This is a genomic window from Sulfurovum iocasae (genome assembly GCF_047716765.1).
Taxonomy (GTDB): Bacteria; Campylobacterota; Campylobacteria; order Campylobacterales; family Sulfurovaceae; genus Sulfurovum.
This window is the reverse complement of record NZ_CP180410.1, coordinates 724,504-744,149: the sequence shown is the minus strand read 5'-3', so window position 1 is coordinate 744,149 and position 19,646 is coordinate 724,504. Positions and strand designations below refer to the sequence as shown.

Genomic DNA, 19,646 nt, shown 5'->3' with positions numbered 1-19,646 from the left:
TTTATTTCTATTTATTATATGCGTCATCTAAACTGGTGATCTCTATCAGTTTTAACTTTTGTGAAATTTTCTCTGCAAGCAAACTTTTTTTCCCTTCACTGCTCTCTACTTCTATCTGACAATACTCTGCACTCTCAGAACTTTGTATACTAAGTTCAATACTAATGATATTCAAGTCCATATCCGAGAGCTTGGTTAACAGGTCTGCGAGTATCCCTTTTTGGTTTTGCAGACTTATAATGAGTCTATAACGTGAAAGCTTTGCATATCTCCAATTCACATGGAGCATTGGTTCTTCAGCCAAGATCTTTGAGTATGCTTTCTTACACAATTTGTGGTGTATAATAGCCTTACTGTCCTTATAAAATGCAACGATCTGATCACCCACTTTAGGATGACAACAGTAATCAAACTCTACACCATCTAAAGGCTTATTCGTAAAGAATTTAAAGTGTTCTATCTCTTTGATCAGAGGCTTTTTATAGCCTTTTTTAAGCAGTTCCCAAAAACGTACCTCTGTAGTCCCCATATACTCAGCCACTTTATGTATAGTCTCTTTAAAATAGTCACGCTGCATAGGCAATTTATGTATAGAGTCTTTCAACTCTACTATCTCTATCATCTCTTTCATAGCAGCACTTTTTTGTACAAAAAGTGTTGCTAAAATATTATAAGCACTAAGCGTATCTGACTCTTTTATCCTTGCACGGCAATGACTTCTTATGCCATCTTGTGCTTTAGAAGTTTTTACTGCATCTAACCAAGAACAATGAAGATGCCGTTTGTCATCTTTAAAGATATTCACAATATCACCATTTTTTAAAATAGTCAACAATGATGTTTTTTGCTTATTAACCAATGCTTCGGTGGCAGTTGCACCTACCTCTGAGTGTATCGCATAGGCAAAATCCAGTGCAGTTGAACCTTTTGGAAGCGTATAATAATCCCCTTTAGGAGAAAAAACCGTAATATCTTCAGAAAAAAGATCACTTTTTGCCAATTCATAGAACTCTTCTACAGACTCTTTTTGAAAATTCAAACTCTCTAGCCATTCTAAATTTACACTATCATTACCATCTTTATATTTCCAATGTGCAGCAACACCATACTCAGCAAGTTTATGCATATCAGATGTTCGTATCTGCGCTTCGACGATACCTTCTTCATTAAAGAGTGTCGTATGTATAGTTTTATATCCATTCTCTTTAGGTACTGCTATATAGTCCTTGAAACGCGAGATAAGTGGTGTAAATGTCAGGTGCATTAAACCTAAAACCCTATAACACTCTATGGGTTCTTTTACAATAATACGAATGGCAAGCAGGTCAAGCACCTCTTCTATACTCACACCCTTACGATGCATCTTGAGGTAAATGGAGTAGTAGTGTTTCACTCTTCCTATGATCTCGAACTCTTCCTGGTCAAAACCGTCTTTATCCATCGTATCTCTCACCTTTTGGATAAAGGCATTGAGTTTAAACTGTAGATTTTGTGCATTACTCTTTATATAATCATCGATCTTTTTATAGTCATCCGGATAGATATAATAAAAACTCAGATCTTCCAAATGATTTTTCAAACGTGAAATACCAAGTCGGTGTGCGATAGGTGCATACACCACCAAAGTCTCTTCTGCAATACGTTTTTGTTTTTGTGGTGTAAGTGCATCAAGGGTAAGCATATTGTGCAGTCTGTCACAAAGTTTTATGACCAAAACACGAATATCTTTGATAGAGGCTATAAGCATTTTTCGAAAGGTAAGTGCTGAGTTAATAAGCCGCTCATCTGAACCGGAAGGAGCCAGTTCTTCATCTCTTATCTCAACGATCTTGGTTAGACCTTCAACCATATGGGCTACATCATCACCAAACTCACGTTCCAAGTCTTCAATATTAAAATGAGTATCTTCTACAACATCATGAAGCAAGGCAGCTTGCACCATAGTCTCATCATTGGAGAAAGCAGCCGTGATCGCTGCTACAAGTATAGGATGTATAATGTAAGGTTCGCCACTTTTACGTAGCTGTCCATCATGTGCGGTCAATGAAAGTTCAAGTGCTTTGATCGTAGCAGGTAAAGGAGAGGGGATCTCTTCCCACAGAAGAGCTTTTGCCTCTTCTATCGTCTGTATTTTTTTAGCTTTATTAAGAAAAGCGTCCAAAATAATTTAGCTTTCTAGGCTTACAGTGAGTTTACCTTCAGCGATCTCTTGAAGTGCGATGTCGGCATATTTCATAGTGCTTGTATCTATATCCAACAGTGATTGGGCACCATTTGCTATAGCTTCAGCTCTTTTACCTACAGCGTTCGCTAAAAGGTACTTATCAAAATCTACTTTTTCAAGTGCTACTGCAGTAAGTTGTTCTGTTCTCATATTTATTCCTTAATCTATATAAATTATTTAACTTTTAAAATACGACTAGTCGTATGAGCCAACTGCTGAAGTTAACACAGCGTTAGCAATCAAAAATTGGGCTTTGCCCATTTGGCGTTATTTAACAATAGAACAAAGGCTCATATCACCTTTGATAATAGCAAGCAAATTACCTTTTTCAAACATGTTGCATACAACAATAGGTAATCCGTTTTCTTTAGCCAATGCAATAGCAGTATCATCCATCACTTTGATATTATCACTCAATGCCTGATCATATGTAAGCGTATCAAGCTTCACTGCATCATCAAACTTATTAGGATCTTTATCATATACACCATCTACTTTAGTCGCTTTGATGAGAAGTTCTGCCTCTACTTCAGAAGCTCTAAGTGTTGCTGCTGTATCGGTAGTGAAATAAGGGTTACCTGTACCACCTGCAAATACCACCACACGACCTTTTTCCAGGTGTCTTCTCGCACGACGTACGATAAACGCTTCACCTATCTCTTTCATATCGATAGCAGACTGAAGTCTTGCTTCAAGCCCTGTATGCTCAAGTGCCTCCTGGATAGCTACACCGTTGATCACAGTTGCAAGCATCCCCATGTAGTCACCACTTGTTCTTTTGATGATACCGTCAGCTGCAGCACTCACACCACGAATAATGTTACCACCACCCACAACAACAGCAACTTCAACGCCATTATCTACAAGCTCTTTGATCTCACCTGCAATAAAGTTAAGAATCTGAGTATCAATGCCATACCCATTTTCACCAGCTAAAGCTTCACCAGAAAATTTTACCAATACTCTTTTTATCACAAAAAGCCTTTTATATATTTTCGCGATTATATCTAAAAGTGGTTTAGGCGGGGTTTAAACTAAATATATCACCTCCCCATTGATTAACTCTATATTTTTTATGTCAATTTACACACACCATACACACTTTAGTATTAAACTCTGAATAAGAAGATCTTTACGGGTAATGATTTTTTTTGATAAGGTCAATGATGAATATAAAAATAATAGTACTGGCAATTCTGGTGAACCTAGCATCTTTACCGGCAAAGGTGATAGAGTATCAAGAGATCTATCAAAAAGATAATTCTGTGTTTAAAGAAGCTATGCACATGCAGATAAAAAGTGAAGTGAAGAAGCATACCAAAGAGATACAAGATCTTTATGCACACATAGGATATCAGCCTATTTGGATAGATAAAGATCAGATAACGCATGATGCGGGAGTCTTATTGGATGAAATAAAATTAGATAAAAACAGGGGGCTTTTCTCCAGTTTAGACAAAACATATGAAACACTTTTAAAAGAAGAACAACTTTTTGACCCTGCTCAAACACTGAAAGAAAAAGTGGCTTTAGAGTTTAGATTTACACAGCTTTATACAAAATACATAGATGCGATCATCGAAGGAAAGAAGTGTGACTATACAGCTGCTACCTTGATAGCGTATTCTCTTGAAAAAGGCTCTTTGGTTGATGGTTTGAATGCTATCGTAAAAGAGAGAGTTACGTATGCTACACCAGAGCTGAGATCCAAGGATCGTATTCTTAAAGAAAGTAAAGGTTTGGATGAAGGCATCAAAACAAAGTGTCAAACTACATACAAAACATTAGATGAGATGTATAAGCTACTAGGTCATCAGCCTGTATGGGTAGGCCAGTCAGGGATAAGTACATATACAACAGAACTTTTCAGAGAAATAAAAGAGGATATCACTTTAGATAAAAATGGCAAAGTCTATAAGGAATACCAAACACTTTTCGCATTTGAAATGCCAAAAGAAAATAAGAAGATCGTTGAGTATGAACTGAAAATTGCAAAACTGTATAAACGTTATATGGAACATCTACTCTATGGTGAAATAAACTGGAAAAAGTTTCAAAGAGATCTCAAACACAATCACAGAAATGCTGCATGGGTGACACATGATGTTGTTGCATCTCCAGAATCATTACTGGTAGCAGCGATCAATGAAGGATCTTTAGTAGATGCATTTGAAAAAGCAAAACCTCAGTTACTCTGGTATGAAGCATTATTAACAGCATTGAAGAAATACCAAAAGATCACTGCTAATGGCGGCTGGGAGAGTCTGCCTGTATTTGAAACGATCAAACCAGAAGAGAGTAACAACAGTATGCTCCCACTCATAAGAGAAAGACTCAGCATTGAGGGAGATTATATAAACTGTCCTGAAACTACAGATGCAACAGACTATGATGCCTGTCTCCTTGATGCAGTAAAAACATTTCAAAAAAGACATGGGTTAGCGGCAGATGGCTATATCGGTAAGTTAACTCAAAAAGCACTTAGTCAGAGTGCTGAAGAGAAAGTAGCTCAAATCAAACTCAATATTAACCGTATGAAGTGGCTTAAACGAGACAGCGAACGTTATCGCATCTTTGTGAACATTCCTGCATTTAGAATGTATGTTTTTGATAAGCAGAAGCAAATACAGTCTATGAAAGTCATTGTAGGGAAAAAAAGGCATGAAACACCTGTTTTTTACAATAGAGTACGTTCCATTGTGCTTAACCCTTATTGGCGGATACCCAGAAGTATCATTAGGAATGAGTTGGTACCTAAACTGAAAAAAAACAGACACTATTTAATTAAAAACCATATTGAACTTCATACCGGATATTCAGAACATTCTCCCAGAGTCAATTCACTTAAAGTCAATTGGCACAAATATGGACGCAAACTGCCTCCCTATAAATTTATGCAATCTCCGGGAGTCACAAACGCTTTAGGGAAAGTAAAATACCTTTTTCCCAATAAATTTGCAGTCTATATGCACGATACCAACGCAAAGAGTCTTTTTAAAAAAGATATCAGAGCCTTTAGTCATGGCTGTGTCAGGTTAGATAAACCTTTTAAACTTCTTGAAACATTTTCAACTATAGACGCTAAGGTAGATTTCCAAAAAGCTGAAAAGATCTTAGAACATAATAGAAAAACACCGATAAGATTAGCAAAGAGCATACCTATAGATATGGTATATCTTACAACATGGGTTAATACAGAGGGTACGATAGAATTTAGAGATGATATCTATGGTTATGATAAATTACACTTGTCTACGTATAAAACTAAATCTGTATCAACTTCAACGGATTGATATGTTTAGAGTTTTTAGTAGCCTGGAACATAAGTTTACTTGATACTTTTCCAACAACATACCCCTTTTTTATCTTACGACCTGCTTTAATGTTAGGTGCAATTTTGGAAAGCCCTGCATACACAGTGTGTATCTTGCCACTATGTGCAACAACAACTACTTTACCCAACATACTGCTTTTTCCTGCAAATACCACCTTACCATTAAGTACATTTTGCACTTTTGCATTGGATGAAGGTGCCTTTAGTGTGATGGACTCATTAAATATTTTTATTTTATAGATAGGATCTATGTAGGTACCAAACTTCTTTACGAGTCGTGCACCATAGATAGGTGACATCGTTTTCCCGCCTTTGTATGCATAGACTTTTGATTTCTTGTACGAAGAGTTTATTTTTCTTACTTTTTCACTCTGTTTAGTTGCTTTCTTTTGTACTTTTTCTACTTCTTTTTCTGCTACTTTTGCTGCCAGTCTAGCTGCCTTTTTAGCTTCTTTGGTTTTAGCTAATTGAATAGCTTTTTTGGCTTTTTTGGCTTTTGCACGTGCTAAAGCTTTCTCTTTACGGATACGTCTTTTCCGTTCTTTTTCAAGACGTATCGCCTCTTTTCTTACAGCTGCGATCTTACGTGCCTCTTCTACTTCTTGTGTATGTAAAATGTTTAATTTTGCTAAAGTAGCACGGAGTGAATTTTGTTCATCTTCAATTTTTACTAACTTGGTATTATACTTCTCTTCATCTCCAGAGAGTTTTTTTAACAATTTCTTTTTAGCCAATTTCTTTGCTGCAAAATCCTCTCGTTTTTTAACGATCCGTTTGATCTCTTTTTGGGTTTTATCACGTAAGTGAAGTTTCTCTTTTTTACGTTTTTTAAGTGTACCGATTTCAGATTTCAATGATGCTAACACCTTGGCATTATGTTTTTTATATGCTTTATATACTTCTTGTGAAATAATAGATGTTCGTGTAGGTTCATGAGCTTGTTCCATCGCAAAGATCACAGAGAACTGTTCAGATAACAAAGTAATGAAAGCTTTACGCTTTTGCTCAAGCTCTTGACTTGTTTTTGTGAAATCCTTTTGCGATCTGCTCAATTCTACTTTAAGTGCTTCATACTCTTTTTGGGTTTTATCCTGATCTTTACCCAGTTCATCTATCTTTTTTTCAAGATACACTATATCTTTTTCTGCAGATTGAATATCTTTTGCTATCTTCCCAAGCTTTCTGCTTGCCTGTTTTTTTGCGGAAGCTGTGGCAGAAAGATCTTTTTGGGAATTTTTGATCTTTGTTGTAGTGGAAGCACCCTGAAGTAAACCTATAACTACAAAACAGTACAAGATGAAGGATTTCACTCCTGTACTCCCTTACTTGTAAAGACTACACTATATACTGCAATAATAACTAACAACAATGCTGAGCCTAAAAGAATGGCCATATCCGTAAGTCTAAAAAGTTCTTCCTGATTTTGCACCATAATATCGATACCACTATTGGCTGCCCATTGAAATTTCACATAGAGGAAAACCACAGAGGTCAAAATAGTTGCAATAAAGGCATCTGCTATAGCCACTTTGAAAAGTACACCAGATCTCAACATCAAAGGAGCACCAAATATCTCCATGACCTGCATACGCTGTTTATGTGCATATTTCCAGATCTCCATCTGTTTAATGATAAGGAAAAGACTCACCACACCCATAAAAACAATGAATAATTTCAAAGTAAACTTGATAAAAGAGAATAGTCTGTACGCTGAACTATAACTGCTGCCAAACGTTTCTACTTTTTTAATATTTGTATCCGCCTCAAGGTCCATTTTGATCTTCTCTAAACCAGAGGTATGCAAGTAGGAATCCAACCCTACGTTGTAAAAGTAAGGTAATGCAGCAAGTATCTCCTTACTACTGTTTTTACTTACACCTTTTGCTATCTCTGAGACAATATTCTCTCTTTTTATCTTTTCACTTGTACTGATATGTTTATTAAGTGCTTTTAATGCTGAGAGCTCCATAGGTTTTTTGGTAACAACCAGCATGGAGTATCCCTCTTTAAGACCTTTTTCATAGGAGTCTGTAGTTCTATCAAATACAAGATAAAACTCTATACCTAAGAGTATTGCCATGAGAGGGAAGATGAACATAAGATGATTTTTAATGAACTTCATATACACCCTTGCTCTCTATGATGAAATGTCTATACGGTAAAGAGAAGATCGTTGGAATTTTGTGTGTTACTACCAGAACCGTTGTCTCAAGTTGTTGACATGCATTTTCCATCAGATCCCAGATCACGTTTGAAGAGTAGTCATCAAGGTTACCTGTAGGCTCATCTGCGAGTATTACTACCGGATTTTTAGCTAATGCTCTTGCCACACCTACACGCTGTTGTTCTCCACCACTTAACTCAAGTGGAAATTTATCAGCATGTTCTGCAAGTTTTACATGCTTAAGAAGTCTATGTGCCTGTGTATTTTGTACTTCTACAGAATATCCTGCTATCATCAGAGGCAAAACAACATTTTTGGCTACAGTCCATTCATTGACAAGTTTATAGTCTTGAAAAATGATACCCATATGCGTTCTTAACTCTTGAAGCTTACTTTGACGTGCAGTTGCCAGATCCAGTCCCCCTACGACAAGGTTTCCTTCACTTGGTTTAAGCTGCCCATAGAGTGCCTTTAGCAGTGTTGATTTACCAGAACCACTTGGTCCGGTAATAAAAACAAACTCCCCTTTTTTGATGCTGAAACTCGCATCTTTGATGATCTCTTTTGCACCATTGTCATACGCAAGTGTAAGATGTGAAGCATTGATTACATTAGACATTGTTGATGAGCTCCATTATTTTTTTGTGTGCTTCATAGTTAACTGTTGTCTTCACTGGCGGTGAGACAAAGTACCTACAGCTATTTTCTTCTATCAAAATATATTTATGTTCAGGTCTGTCAAAACTTCCAAATGCACATTTAACAAGAAGTTTCTCTTCCCCTATTTTATACATACGTTCAAAGTGAACAAAGTACCCGTCAAAGACCATCGCTTTTTTAGGTAACTCCTCTTCCAAACCTTTTCTATATTTTACAATATTAAAATTAAAGTCTACACTCAAAATTTTAGGTTCTGAATCTTGTGTACACTTTACATAGACATCATAGATATCTTTCTCTTGCCTTTTCCATCTTGCCTCATATTTACTGGTCACTTCCAGTGCTTCATTTTTACGTATTTCCACTTCCACTTTGGGTACAGAGAAAAAAGTCTCTAAAGCATACCAGAAGTATTTGTCACTGTCTGTACGAAGCTCTAAACGGCCACCAACTCTCAATACTCTCATCGACTCAGCTACAAAGCTTGTACTGATGACTCTTCTTTGTGGTTTTTTATCCCATGGTACAGGGAAATGTACAAAGATCTGTTCACAACTGTTTGAAGGCAACATCTCCAAAAAGAGTCTTGCATCATAGTTGACCACCCAGATATTATCAAGCTCTTGCAGTTCTATCTGTTTGAGTACCTGTTGTGCCGAAGGTGTATGGATCTCAATACCTATAAAAAGTGTATCAGGGTTCTTTTTTGCCTGATGAAGCAAATGTCTGCCGGAACCAAATCCTACCTCAACAGAGATCTTCTCTTTAGGATAAGTGATATTTTCAAAATCTTCTATCTTTTTAAAATACTCTGAAGAGAGTGCCGGTTTGGTATTGGACATAGCGATATTTGAACTTTGTATCTCCAGGTCCAACTCTTTTGAAACCTTATCCAGTGCCTCTTTTAAGAGATTGACTTTTAGAGGTCTTGTCACTTTATCATACTTAAGAAGTGTTGCTTTTGCATCTGGTTTCAACTGAAGTAAAAACTCTTCTCCCCCATGTTCAACACCCAAGAGTTCATCATCCCCTTTAAGTGCCTTTGCACGAAAGGTGATGATCTGACTCTTGGAGAATTTTTCTTCCAGTAACGAAGTATCAAAGGGTGTAACTTTTAAATGTGGCATAATCTCTTCTTAGTCTATTTTTATTTATTTGAATTTAGATTTACAATGATATCTGTGTAGCTTGACTTGCTTTTGATCTGATATTATCATAACTTTTAGCGATGATCCGATAGGCATAGGTATTGCCACTTCGAACAAAGGTATCAATATACTCAGCCATCAATTGACCTTCTACCTGTGACATATATTTCCATGTACCATCATTCACCGATCTTTCGATGATATAGGCATTTACTCTCTGGCTTGGATGTGGTCTCCATAAAAGTTTAACCACACCAGGTGCCTCTTTATACGCTTTGACAAAAGAAACAGCAGCAAAAGTCGGACGTGTTGTCACACGAAGGACAGTACTGCGTTTAGACTCTTTACCCAAGGCAAATGTTGTAAACGTATAGAGGTATTTTGTATTTGGTTTTACATGGGTATCTACAAAATGTGTTGCATAACGATTACCTATTGAACCAATACGCTTAAACTCTTGATCTTCTTGATTTGAAGGAACTTTTCTATAAATATTAATTCCATGTATACGTCTGTCTTTTATCTTTTCCCACTCGAAACCTACAGAGCTCATCATTGGGAGTGCTCTTACTTGTGTAATGCTCTTTAACGTCGGATCTGTATCATAGATCATCAACCCTTTAATACCACCACAGCCATTAAAAATGATTAAAGCGAGTACCGAGAGTAAGAGGATTGATTTTTTCATCGATTTCACCTTGATTAAAATATTTTGACATATATGTTTCCATATCATCAAAAAGCGGGGCTACGAACTCCATTTTTTCACCGGTAATTGGGTGGACCAAATATAGCAGATATGCATGTAGATTAACGCGTGCTATTTTATCTCTTTTGGTCTTAAATCCATATAAATCATCACCCAGTATATGACGTCCCAAAGTATTGAGATGTACACGGATCTGATGGGTTCTTCCTGTAAAAAGTTTTGCGGCTATAAGTTCTACATCATACGGGGAAGTTAAGAGTTTCACAAAAGCTGTTTTTGCATTTCTCCCGTCTTGTACCACATCCATTTTTAGTCTGTTGTTTGGATTCCTGCCTATGGGCTTATCTATCACAATATCATCTTTTAGGGGACAGTCGATCAGTGCCAAGTAGTAACGACCCATACTTTTATCCTGAAGTTGTTCACTAAGCTTCTCATGGGTCTTGTTGTCTTTAGCTACAACAAGTGCACCCGTAGTCTCTTTATCTATACGATGAACGATACCATGACGCTCTTCCCCACTTATAGTCGAGAGAGAAATACCTTTATGAATGAGCCAGTCAACAAGAGTAGGCTCTTTCACCGAAGGAGCCGGATGGACTACAAGTCCTGAAGGTTTATTCACCACCAAAAGATACTCATCTTCATAAAGTATCTCCACATCAAAGTCTATAGGAGGGGCAACTCTTTTTTCTGCTTCTTTAAAGGTGTAAGCGATCACATCATCTAGTGCAACTTTATAGCTTGTTTTAGTGATTGCTTTATCATTAACAGATACTAAACCATCTTTCACAAGCTTTTCTACTTGATTACGGCTTACGTCTAGTTCTGTAGCAAGGATTTTATCTATGCGACCTGCTATTTTGGCTATAAATTGTTCACTAATCAAATATCATCCCTATTCCAACGCTCAGGGTCAAGAAAAGTATCATCATGTATATGTTTAAACGAAGCTTTGAACATTTTGAAAATGTCTTTATTCTCTTTTTCAAGTCCTGCCAACCACTCTTTGGTAGAGGCTCTGGCATGAGGCATCTTCACATCTTTTAGCATAGCTGGGCAGGCTTCATCACCTATGACTTGCAAGTTGTTCTCTTCAGCAAATGCACGGAGTTGAGACTCTCTTGCCTGGATGAGTGGTCGTATGAGGTGAAAGCCTCTACTTGTTTTGTAGATAGGGGCTAAAGCACGCATACTTCCATTGTAGAACATATTCATAAAAAAACTCTCTACTGTATCATCAAAGTGATGTCCCAGTGCTACTTTAGTAAAGTTTCCTTCTTCGGCAAAGGTATAAAGTGCCCCTCTTCTCATACGAGAGAAGTAGGAACAAAAAGAGGAATTTTCACGTATGGCATCGTGGGAGATCTCAAAAATATTAGTGTCATACACCGTGTGTTTGATCTCATACTCTTCACAATGTTTGCTAAGAAATTCATAATGTTCATCAGGCATACCATACTTAATGGTACAGGCTTCAAACTCAAAGTTAAAGGGTGCATGACGTTGTACATGTTTAAGTGCATGTACAAGAGCCAGAGAGTCTTTTCCACCACTTAGCCCAACGAGTACCTTGTCGCCCTCACCTATGAGTTTAAACTCTGCATTGGTTTTACCTACTATTTTGAGTAATCTTTTACTCATAGGGATGGTTTTTGAAGCCATTCTACGGTTATTAGGACTCAATTGCATCCACCATACTTAAAATAAAGTCTGCTGAGATCTTTGCTGAACTCTCCAAGAAAGTATCAAAGTCAAAACCTGCATCCATATCAGCAGAGTCAGAGATGGCGCGTAAGATAAAGAAAGGTATATTAAGTGATGAACAAACTACTGCCACACTCGCCCCTTCCATCTCTAAAGCATCCGCCTTAAACGTATCACCTATCCAGTCCTTACGTTCAGCATTTGCTACAAACTGGTCACCTGTCGCGATAACACCCTCTTTTAGCGTCAAACCTTTTTCTTTAGCAATATCTTTAGCGATATTTCTCAAAGTAACATCTGTAGGAATACACACTTCACCCTCTGGCACATACCCAAAAGGGTGTCCAAATGCAGTAATATCCAAATCATGCTGACATAAACCATCTGCGATGATAAGATCACCTATATTTAACTCATCACTTATCGCCCCGGCTACACCAGAGAAAAGTAGCTTATCACAAGCAAATTTTTCTATGAGTATCGTAGCAGTCAATGTAGCGAAGACTTTACCTATTTTAGAATACGCTACAACAACCTCTTGTCCGTTGTATGAGCCTTCATAGTATTTGTTTGCAGCATAGATTGTCTCTTTAACATTATCCAGTTTAGCTAAAAGCGGTTCTATCTCTTCAGGCATTGCACCCATGATTGCTATTTTCATATATTTAGTCCTAGTGTAGGGTGGGCATTCTTACCCACCACAAATTTATTTTAAGCAGTTTTTTACTCATCTCCGCCTGGAGAGTACAGGATTTTTTCTCTCAGGCACGTGCATTATGCCTGCTTCTCCATGATCTTCTCCAGCATCGCCATAATGAAACTGCTACTAACCTGTGATGAGTGCTTGACAAATTTGTCAAAATCAAAGGTCGCATCTATATCCGCCGCATCACAGATGGCTCGCAGTACAAAAAAGGGGATATCTAGCGCGTCACAGACTACGGCGACTGCCGCCCCTTCCATCTCGATGGCGTCAGCATTGAAAGTGCGGGCGATCCACTCCTTGCGCTCAGAGTCAGCGATGAACTGATCACCCGTAGCGATAATACCTCTCTTGAGATTGATACCTTTATCGTTCGCCACCGCTTTGGCAATATGCAGCAGCTCTCTGGAAGACTCTACATAGATCTTGCCCTTGGGCACATAACCATGAGGATGTCCAAAGTCAGTGATGTCCAGATCGTGTTGACACAACTGCGTCGCGGCGACCAGGTCCCCGATCTTGAGCTCGGAAGTGACCGCTCCCGCTACTCCGGTAAAGAGCAGCATTTCACAGCCAAAATGCTCTATCATCATCGAAGCAGTCAATGCGGCATTGACCTTGCCAATCTTGGAGTAACTCAAAACAATGTCGAGATCTTTGTACTTTGCCTTGTGATAGAGATTATCCGCATATTCAACATCGCTGTACTTTTTGAAATACTTCAGCAGCGGCCCCTTCTCATAAGATGCCAGAAAAGGATCGACCTCCTCAAGCATAGCTCCCAAGATCGCTATTTTCATAAATTAACCCAGTTTAGCTATTTCATCGATAGCAATCTGCAACGATTCCATATCTGAGACTACAAAGTGAGGCTTTTTAGTTGCTCTACGGTTCAACCCTTTAAGTACCCCACCATGACCAAACTCAATATAACAATCAACACTATCATCAAAATCAGCGATAGACTGTTTATAAAGTACAGGAGATACCAGTTGCTTAGGTAACAGATCTAAAGCCTCTGCTTTTGTGTTATATGTCTTCGCTGTTACATTTGAAACCACTGGTGCTATAAATTCATCTTTTAACATCTCTGTGAGTTTTACAGCCAAAGGCTCCGTCGCAGATTCAAGCAGTGGACAGTGACTTGCTACTGACATATTAAGAAGCATTGCTCTTTTTGCTTTGGCTTCTTTTAAAACAGGAGCCAACACTTCAAGGTCCGGCTTGATACCTGCGATGACTATCTGTCCTGCTGCGTTGTAGTTTACCGGCCATACTTGCAATCCTGCTTCTCTTTGCGCAGAACAGATCTCTTCTACTACCTCATCCTCAAGCCCTAAAGAGACCATCATACCCACATCTTGACCAGCACATGCTTCGGCCATAAGCTTACCACGAAGGTTTACCAACTCTACTGCATCTATGGCATCTATTGCACCTACAGATACCAGTGCGGAAAATTCACCCAAAGAGTGACCCAATGCATATACAGGTCTGATAGGCATCTCATCTTCAAACAATTTATGTGCTATAGCAGATACAAGCAAGATAGCAGGTTGTGTAAACTCTGTTTTTTCAAGATCATCATTTTCTGTAAAAAGAAGAGTTTCGAAATCGATACCTGTTCTTGCAGTAGCATCTGCTACCATCTGTTTAGCAACATCAGAGTTGTTAAAAAAGTCTTGCCCCATCCCTACAGCTTGTGAACCTTGCCCTGGAAATAAAAATGCACATTTGATTGACATACGGTGTCCTTTAAAGTATAAAATATTTATTGTATTTTACCATGTTAAGATTACACTATTCAACTAAACACAGAGTACACAATAGATAAGTATATTTCAGTGTAAAAAAAGGATAGAGTATGAGCCAAAAATATATTTGTACCGTATGTGATTATATTTATGATCCCGCATTAGGTGACCCGGATGCCGGTATACCGCCAGGTACTCCATTTGAGGACATCCCTGAGGATTGGGAATGTCCTGACTGTGGGGTGACGAAAGAGAGTTTTGAAGTATATGAAGATTAAACTAGAACTATTTTTCCAAGGAACTTAAATGAGTCTTTATTTCACCAATGAGTTTCTTTAACTCCAGATGGTATTTAGCAATATAGACGGGTAACTTATCAAGTTTATCATATACAAAAAGAAGGCTAACACGATCTGCAAAACTTGACATACTTTGCGCACCTATGATCTTTGCTTGTTTTTCCAATTCTATACAAAAATCTTTTATTTGCCATACTGCTTTGTCATTCACTACTTCTCTAAAATATACATCTGAACGATCAAAGCTATCTAAAAAATTCTTTAACTCTTTAGAATACTCTAACCCAACTCTCTTTGCATTTTGCTCTCCTACTTTGATATCCAGGGTAACTCTTTCAATCTCTTTTTCTTCTTCCTCCATATTATGAGGATCATTATCCTTCAAAGTGTTTTGATTTCTCTCGTTCTCTTTTATGGATCTTTCCACTCCTTTTTTAAAAGCCTTATCAATATATTTTTCCATATTGACAATAGGGTTTTTCACTCTGGATCTTATACTTCTATCTTTAATTTCATCCTCAAAAAGTGATACGATCAATTCATATATACTCTCTGGTATGACAGGTTTTATTAAATGGGCCGACTCAATTTGTACATTTTTAGCCTCTGTATAATTCGAATCCTGAAGCAGCACATATTTAAGATCTGTCTCTGTTTGTACTTTAGCAATCAAGTTTTCAAGCCCTTGTGTAGTAAGCTTATCATCTATGATCAAGATATCATACTGCGTCAGGTCACTTCCTCGTTTCTTGTACTCATCAGCACCTATATCAACATCATAAAGAAAATATTTAAACATTTTTTCGATACTTTGTGCCACCTTTGGACTCTCACAGATCAATAAAACTTTTTTACCCAACATTGCCATGTCAGGTAATCTATAATAACGTCTCTTTCCCAACTCGTTTAGTTTAAATGGTATGCGTATGTATATACCTGAAAGATTCTCAGCATTAGATATGATCTCACCATCAAGCAGTTCAAGATTTTTGTTTAATCTGGTTTCTAAAAAACTTACTATCTTTTCTTTACTGATACCGGTCTCTCTGATCTCAAAAGATATTGATTCTTCATATAAAAAATCTTTGGGAGCCAAGAGAGAAAATACGATCTCTTTTTCATTACTGTTTTGAAAAACAAAAGTAAGTATTTGGGTAAGAAGGTGCAACAATGCTTCAGGATTACCCTTTAGTTCCTTTGGCATTGTTGCTTCTATTTCATAAATAAGTTCAATTTTCTTTTCATCTCTTATTGTCTCCAATGATGAAAACAGAGTCATCAATACCATATTGATATCAAAAAATTTAGCTATTTTTTTCATAATTCCTCTCAGTTTACTATTACTTAATGATAGCAAAAATAAAAGAAAATGATAATGATAAATATAAATTATTTTAGAATTTTTATTTTTTAACTAAAAAATAGGTTAGATATAAAGGGGGAAGAAATTGCCAAAAAGCAATAAGTAAAGTAACTAGTCTCGGGATCTGCTACTAAAATAAACTTAGTGTTCAGAAAAAAATTTAGTTTTTTTCTAAGTCATGCTTTAGCATTGAAAAGTAACCAAAGGAGCTTTTGCTCCTTTGGTGTCCTAATTAGTGTGAACAGCCGCAGCCATCACCACCACCATGTGAACCACAACTCTCACCTTGTGCTCCACCAACTTGACCAGAAGCAGCTTCATCAGCTGTTGCTTCTCTTGCACCAAGAACTGTTACAGAGAACATAAGGTCTTTACCAGCCAATGGGTGATTAAAGTCTACATTTACGTCTTTATCATCAAAAGAAGTTACTGTTACCTGTACAGTTTCTCCATTTTCACCTTGTCCGTAAAGCGTCATACCTTCTTTAAGATCAACACCTTCGAACTGATCAAGAGGAAGTACTTGTTTTGCTTCTGGGTTTGATTCACCATACGCATCTGCTGCAGATACCATGATATCTCCACTTTCACCTTCAGCCATACCTGAAAGTGCATTTTCAAGACCTGGAATGATGTGACCTTTTCCTGTAATAAATTCTAGTGGCTCTGCACCTTTGTTTGTATCTACAACTTCTGTTGTACCTGCTTCTTTTACTTCATATTCAATTGCTACTACGCAATTTTCATTTGTAATTGTCATTATGATTCCTATATATTTGATTTGTGCTATTTTAGCTAAGCAAACTTTAGTGATGCTTATAATAATAGATAATTGAACCCATTATGAGTACCTAGGTTATGCAGAGGGTTCAACTTTTATCTTATTTGTCCACTTCCATAAATCTTGAATTTATATGTAGTCAATCCTTCTATTCCCATCGGACCACGTGCATGCAGTTTATTTGTACTTATCCCTACTTCTGCACCAAAGCCAAAAGCTCCACCATCGGTAAAACGTGTAGAGGCATTGACATACACTGCTGCTGCATCTATGCCATTTAAAAAGGCCTCTGCTGTAGTGATGTTCTCTGTGATGATCGCTTCAGAGTGACCAGAACCAAATCGTACGATGTGTTCTATGGCACCTTCTACACCATCAACGACTCTGATGTTTAAGATATTTGCCAAATACTCAGTATCATAATCTTCTTCTGTGGCAGGAGCCACTTCAATGCTTTTTTGTGTAAATTCACACCCTTTAAGCTCTGTATGTGCCGCGTCAAAAGCTGATTTGAGTTGTGGGAGTACTTCCTCTGCGATAGCAGTATCCACAAGTAAAGTCTCCATAGAGTTACACACTCCCGGTCTTTGCACTTTGGCATTAATGGCAATAGCAATGGCATTTTCAATATTGGCATCTTCATCGATATACGTATGACACTGCCCTTTGTCATGTTTTACCACCGGCACAGAAGCATTTTCACTCACATAGCGGATGAGCCCCTCTCCACCACGTGGTACTATGAGGTCAACATATTTATCCATTTTTATGAGCTTTGCCACACCCTCACGTGATGCATCAGGGATAAGAGAGATAAGTGCTTCCGGGAGATCATTCTTTTTCAGTACCTCTTGCAATACTTTAGCGATGGCTTCATTTGAATTTTGTGCTTCTTTCCCACCTTTAAGTACACAGACATTGGCAGATTTAAAAGAGAGTGCTGCTGTGTCTGAAGTAACATTTGGACGAGACTCATAGATGATACCTATGACCCCTATTGGTACAGAGACTTTTTCTATCTTGAGCCCATCTTCTGTTACCCAACCATCAAGTACACGTCCTACTGGTTCCTTCAGTGCGGCTATCTCTTCTATGGCTACAGCCATACCATCGATACGTTCTTCATCTAAAAGGAGTCTGTCTTTAAGTGAAGGTGCAAGATTATTTACCTCTGCATCTGCCATATCTAACGCATTTGCTTTAAGTAGCGTTGGGGTATTGGCTCTAAGTGCCTCCGCCATCTCTTTTAGTATTCGATTTTTCTCCGCCCCACTCAATGTAGACAATACTCTACTTGACTCTTTTGCTTTTGCTAAAAATGCTTCCATAATTTTATTCCTAAATCTATTATTGCTATCATTTTAACAAATAAATGCTAATAATGATATAATCTATCCAATTTAATCTAAGTGAGTCAATATTATGCAAACAATCACATTTATAGGTAACGGGAATATGGGACTTAGTATTGCCAAAGGTCTTAAAGGTAAATACAACATCGAAGTTGTTGGAAGAGATATGGAAAAACTCGATGCCTTTGAAGAACAGCTTGGTACAAAAGTAGATAAATATCTCATAGATAATTTTGATATAACAGACAAAACTGTACTTTTTTGTGTTAAGCCTGCCAATGTTGAAGAAGTAGGTAAAAAATTAAAAGGAAAAGCCAGAGTCCTCTTTTCTGTCTTGGCAGGAACTTCCCTTGATAAACTGAAAAAGCATCTCAAGAGTAAAGCTGTGGTAAGAACTATGCCAAACCTTGCAGCAAGTGTAGGAGCTTCCATGACCACACTTACAGGAGACCATAGATTTAGAAAAGAAGCGGAAGCACTTTTAGGTGCAGTAGGTGATACTTTATGGTTGGAGAGTGAAAAAGAGATAGACATTGCGACTGCTCTTGCAGGTTCCGGTCCTGCCTATTTGGCACTCATAGCAGAAGCATTAGCTGATGGTGCCGTCAAGCAAGGGCTCAAAAGAGAAGATGCTATGGCTACAATGAAAGGTCTATTTTCCGGATTTGGAGAACTTATCCAAGAGGTTCATCCTGCTTTACTTAAAGATGCAGTGATGAGTCCAGGTGGTACAACAGCAGCAGGTTACGCAGCACTGGAAGACGGTAATGTAAGAGCTGCCTGTATGGATGCTGTAGAACAAGCGTATGAGAGAGCAAAAGAGTTATAGGTCTCTTTTATCTTTTTATATAGATCTTCCGTAGATCCTCTTGTGCAAAAGGCATATAGCTATGCCTTGTGATGACCACTTTTGTTTTAAATGTTGACCATTTATAGATCACAGGTACATCTTTAGGATCTATATGAATACACCCGTGAGACATCCAATCAACACTTCCCTCGTGCAAAGCATGCCCACCATTTGTAAATTTCATCATATAGTTCATATTATTCTCACCCGATTCATCTGGGAAAAGAGTTGACATATGATGACGCTTCTTTTGGATAATAGGAAAGACACCTGAAGGGCTTTTGAACTCATCTGCCCCGGAAGTGACTGCTCCGCTCCACCAAACTGTACCATCACTGTCTACAGCATAAAAGCGTCCGTCACTTCCCGGTTCTCTTACTGAGACGATAATGAAATTTTTTCCTGTAAGGTCTATGGTCTTTTCTTTTTCTGTATTTAAATTTATGACTTTAAAAACTGTTTTAGAGATAGGGATAAGTTCATGTGTTAAAACTTTAGTCTGTGTATTTTCATCATCCAAATGTGCCCACGCAGATCTCCACTCTTCTGCCCATGCTGCACTTCCAAAACAAAACAACACTACAAAAAAAATCTTCAC

At 37.7% G+C, this 19,646-nt stretch carries 20 protein-coding genes; 3 read left to right on the top strand and 17 right to left on the bottom strand.

Features of this window, described 5'->3' with window-relative positions; translation table 11 throughout:
• Positions 1-7: 7 nt before the first annotated feature.
• From ACLHDG_RS03745 to pyrH, 3 genes are all read right to left on the bottom strand, one after another.
• Positions 8-2,161 (bottom strand): RelA/SpoT family protein, encoded by a 2,154-nt coding sequence (locus tag ACLHDG_RS03745; protein ID WP_415407650.1) that lies wholly within the window; start codon positions 2,159-2,161, stop codon positions 8-10.
• A 6-nt stretch (positions 2,162-2,167) separates the two neighbouring features.
• Positions 2,168-2,374, bottom strand: a complete 207-nt coding sequence (locus tag ACLHDG_RS03740) for a DNA-directed RNA polymerase subunit omega (protein ID WP_415407649.1) — start codon at positions 2,372-2,374, stop codon at positions 2,168-2,170.
• Between the two features lie 117 nt (positions 2,375-2,491).
• The gene (gene pyrH, locus ACLHDG_RS03735; protein WP_415407648.1) at positions 2,492-3,199 is read right to left on the bottom strand and encodes a UMP kinase; all 708 of its coding nucleotides are present in this window, start codon (positions 3,197-3,199) and stop codon (positions 2,492-2,494) included.
• Positions 3,200-3,390: 191 nt separating this feature from the next.
• Here pyrH and ACLHDG_RS03730 point away from each other — a divergent pair, with 191 nt between their 5' ends.
• Positions 3,391-5,517: a L,D-transpeptidase family protein gene (locus ACLHDG_RS03730; protein ID WP_415407647.1), complete on the top strand. Its 2,127-nt coding sequence runs from the start codon at positions 3,391-3,393 to the stop codon at positions 5,515-5,517.
• Here the strand turns inward: ACLHDG_RS03730 and ACLHDG_RS03725 are convergent.
• From ACLHDG_RS03725 to fabD, 10 genes are all read right to left on the bottom strand, one after another.
• On the bottom strand, positions 5,489-6,868 hold the full coding sequence (locus ACLHDG_RS03725; protein WP_415407646.1) for a murein hydrolase activator EnvC family protein: 1,380 nt from the start codon (positions 6,866-6,868) through the stop codon (positions 5,489-5,491). The two genes, ACLHDG_RS03730 and ACLHDG_RS03725, sit on opposite strands and share 29 nt — an antisense overlap.
• A complete protein-coding gene (locus tag ACLHDG_RS03720) occupies positions 6,865-7,680 on the bottom strand; it encodes a cell division protein FtsX (RefSeq protein WP_415407645.1) in 816 nt (271 codons plus the stop codon). Before ACLHDG_RS03720 ends, ACLHDG_RS03725 begins: the two co-directional genes overlap by 4 nt.
• Positions 7,667-8,341, bottom strand: coding sequence for a cell division ATP-binding protein FtsE (locus ACLHDG_RS03715; RefSeq protein WP_415407644.1), 675 nt, complete (start codon positions 8,339-8,341; stop codon positions 7,667-7,669). Before ACLHDG_RS03715 ends, ACLHDG_RS03720 begins: the two co-directional genes overlap by 14 nt.
• A complete protein-coding gene (trmB, locus tag ACLHDG_RS03710; RefSeq protein ID WP_415407643.1) occupies positions 8,334-9,509 on the bottom strand; it encodes a tRNA (guanosine(46)-N7)-methyltransferase TrmB in 1,176 nt (391 codons plus the stop codon). The genes ACLHDG_RS03715 and trmB overlap by 8 nt, the downstream gene beginning before the upstream one ends.
• 40 nt (positions 9,510-9,549) lie before the next feature.
• Positions 9,550-10,218, bottom strand: a complete 669-nt coding sequence (locus ACLHDG_RS03705; protein ID WP_415407642.1) for a fibronectin type III domain-containing protein — start codon at positions 10,216-10,218, stop codon at positions 9,550-9,552.
• Entirely contained in the window at positions 10,169-11,125 is a 957-nt protein-coding gene (locus ACLHDG_RS03700) for an RluA family pseudouridine synthase (RefSeq protein WP_415408323.1), read from the bottom strand. Before ACLHDG_RS03700 ends, ACLHDG_RS03705 begins: the two co-directional genes overlap by 50 nt.
• Positions 11,125-11,931 carry a tRNA lysidine(34) synthetase gene (locus ACLHDG_RS03695; protein ID WP_415407641.1) on the bottom strand — a complete coding sequence of 269 codons (807 nt, stop codon included), beginning with the start codon at positions 11,929-11,931 and terminating at the stop codon, positions 11,125-11,127. Before ACLHDG_RS03695 ends, ACLHDG_RS03700 begins: the two co-directional genes overlap by 1 nt.
• On the bottom strand, positions 11,915-12,607 hold the full coding sequence (locus tag ACLHDG_RS03690; protein WP_415407640.1) for a 5'-methylthioadenosine/adenosylhomocysteine nucleosidase: 693 nt from the start codon (positions 12,605-12,607) through the stop codon (positions 11,915-11,917). Before ACLHDG_RS03690 ends, ACLHDG_RS03695 begins: the two co-directional genes overlap by 17 nt.
• A gap of 113 nt (positions 12,608-12,720) precedes the next feature.
• Positions 12,721-13,449 (bottom strand): 5'-methylthioadenosine/adenosylhomocysteine nucleosidase, encoded by a 729-nt coding sequence (locus tag ACLHDG_RS03685; RefSeq protein ID WP_415407639.1) that lies wholly within the window; start codon positions 13,447-13,449, stop codon positions 12,721-12,723.
• 3 nt (positions 13,450-13,452) lie between these two features.
• Positions 13,453-14,394, bottom strand: coding sequence for an ACP S-malonyltransferase (gene fabD / locus ACLHDG_RS03680; protein WP_415407638.1), 942 nt, complete (start codon positions 14,392-14,394; stop codon positions 13,453-13,455).
• A 119-nt stretch (positions 14,395-14,513) separates the two neighbouring features.
• On the opposite strand from fabD, the gene rd reads away from it, so the two are divergent.
• Positions 14,514-14,681 carry a rubredoxin gene (gene rd, locus ACLHDG_RS03675; RefSeq protein WP_415407637.1) on the top strand — a complete coding sequence of 56 codons (168 nt, stop codon included), beginning with the start codon at positions 14,514-14,516 and terminating at the stop codon, positions 14,679-14,681.
• A 7-nt stretch (positions 14,682-14,688) separates the two neighbouring features.
• Here the strand turns inward: rd and ACLHDG_RS03670 are convergent, their stop codons facing one another.
• The 3 genes from ACLHDG_RS03670 to ACLHDG_RS03660 all read right to left on the bottom strand — a co-directional run bounded on the left by ACLHDG_RS03670 (position 14,689) and on the right by ACLHDG_RS03660 (position 18,174).
• Positions 14,689-16,023, bottom strand: coding sequence for a hypothetical protein (locus ACLHDG_RS03670; RefSeq protein ID WP_415407636.1), 1,335 nt, complete (start codon positions 16,021-16,023; stop codon positions 14,689-14,691).
• A 274-nt stretch (positions 16,024-16,297) separates the two neighbouring features.
• Positions 16,298-16,825, bottom strand: a complete 528-nt coding sequence (locus ACLHDG_RS03665) for an FKBP-type peptidyl-prolyl cis-trans isomerase (RefSeq protein ID WP_415407635.1) — start codon at positions 16,823-16,825, stop codon at positions 16,298-16,300.
• A gap of 116 nt (positions 16,826-16,941) precedes the next feature.
• Complete coding sequence (locus ACLHDG_RS03660; RefSeq protein WP_415407634.1) at positions 16,942-18,174, bottom strand: glutamate-5-semialdehyde dehydrogenase; 1,233 nt, start codon at positions 18,172-18,174, stop codon at positions 16,942-16,944.
• Positions 18,175-18,268: 94 nt separating this feature from the next.
• Between ACLHDG_RS03660 and ACLHDG_RS03655 the strand changes: the two genes are divergently transcribed.
• The gene (locus ACLHDG_RS03655) at positions 18,269-19,027 is read left to right on the top strand and encodes a pyrroline-5-carboxylate reductase (protein ID WP_415407633.1); all 759 of its coding nucleotides are present in this window, start codon (positions 18,269-18,271) and stop codon (positions 19,025-19,027) included.
• Between the two features lie 7 nt (positions 19,028-19,034).
• Here the strand turns inward: ACLHDG_RS03655 and ACLHDG_RS03650 are convergent, their stop codons facing one another.
• Positions 19,035-19,646 (bottom strand): L,D-transpeptidase, encoded by a 612-nt coding sequence (locus ACLHDG_RS03650; RefSeq protein ID WP_415407632.1) that lies wholly within the window; start codon positions 19,644-19,646, stop codon positions 19,035-19,037.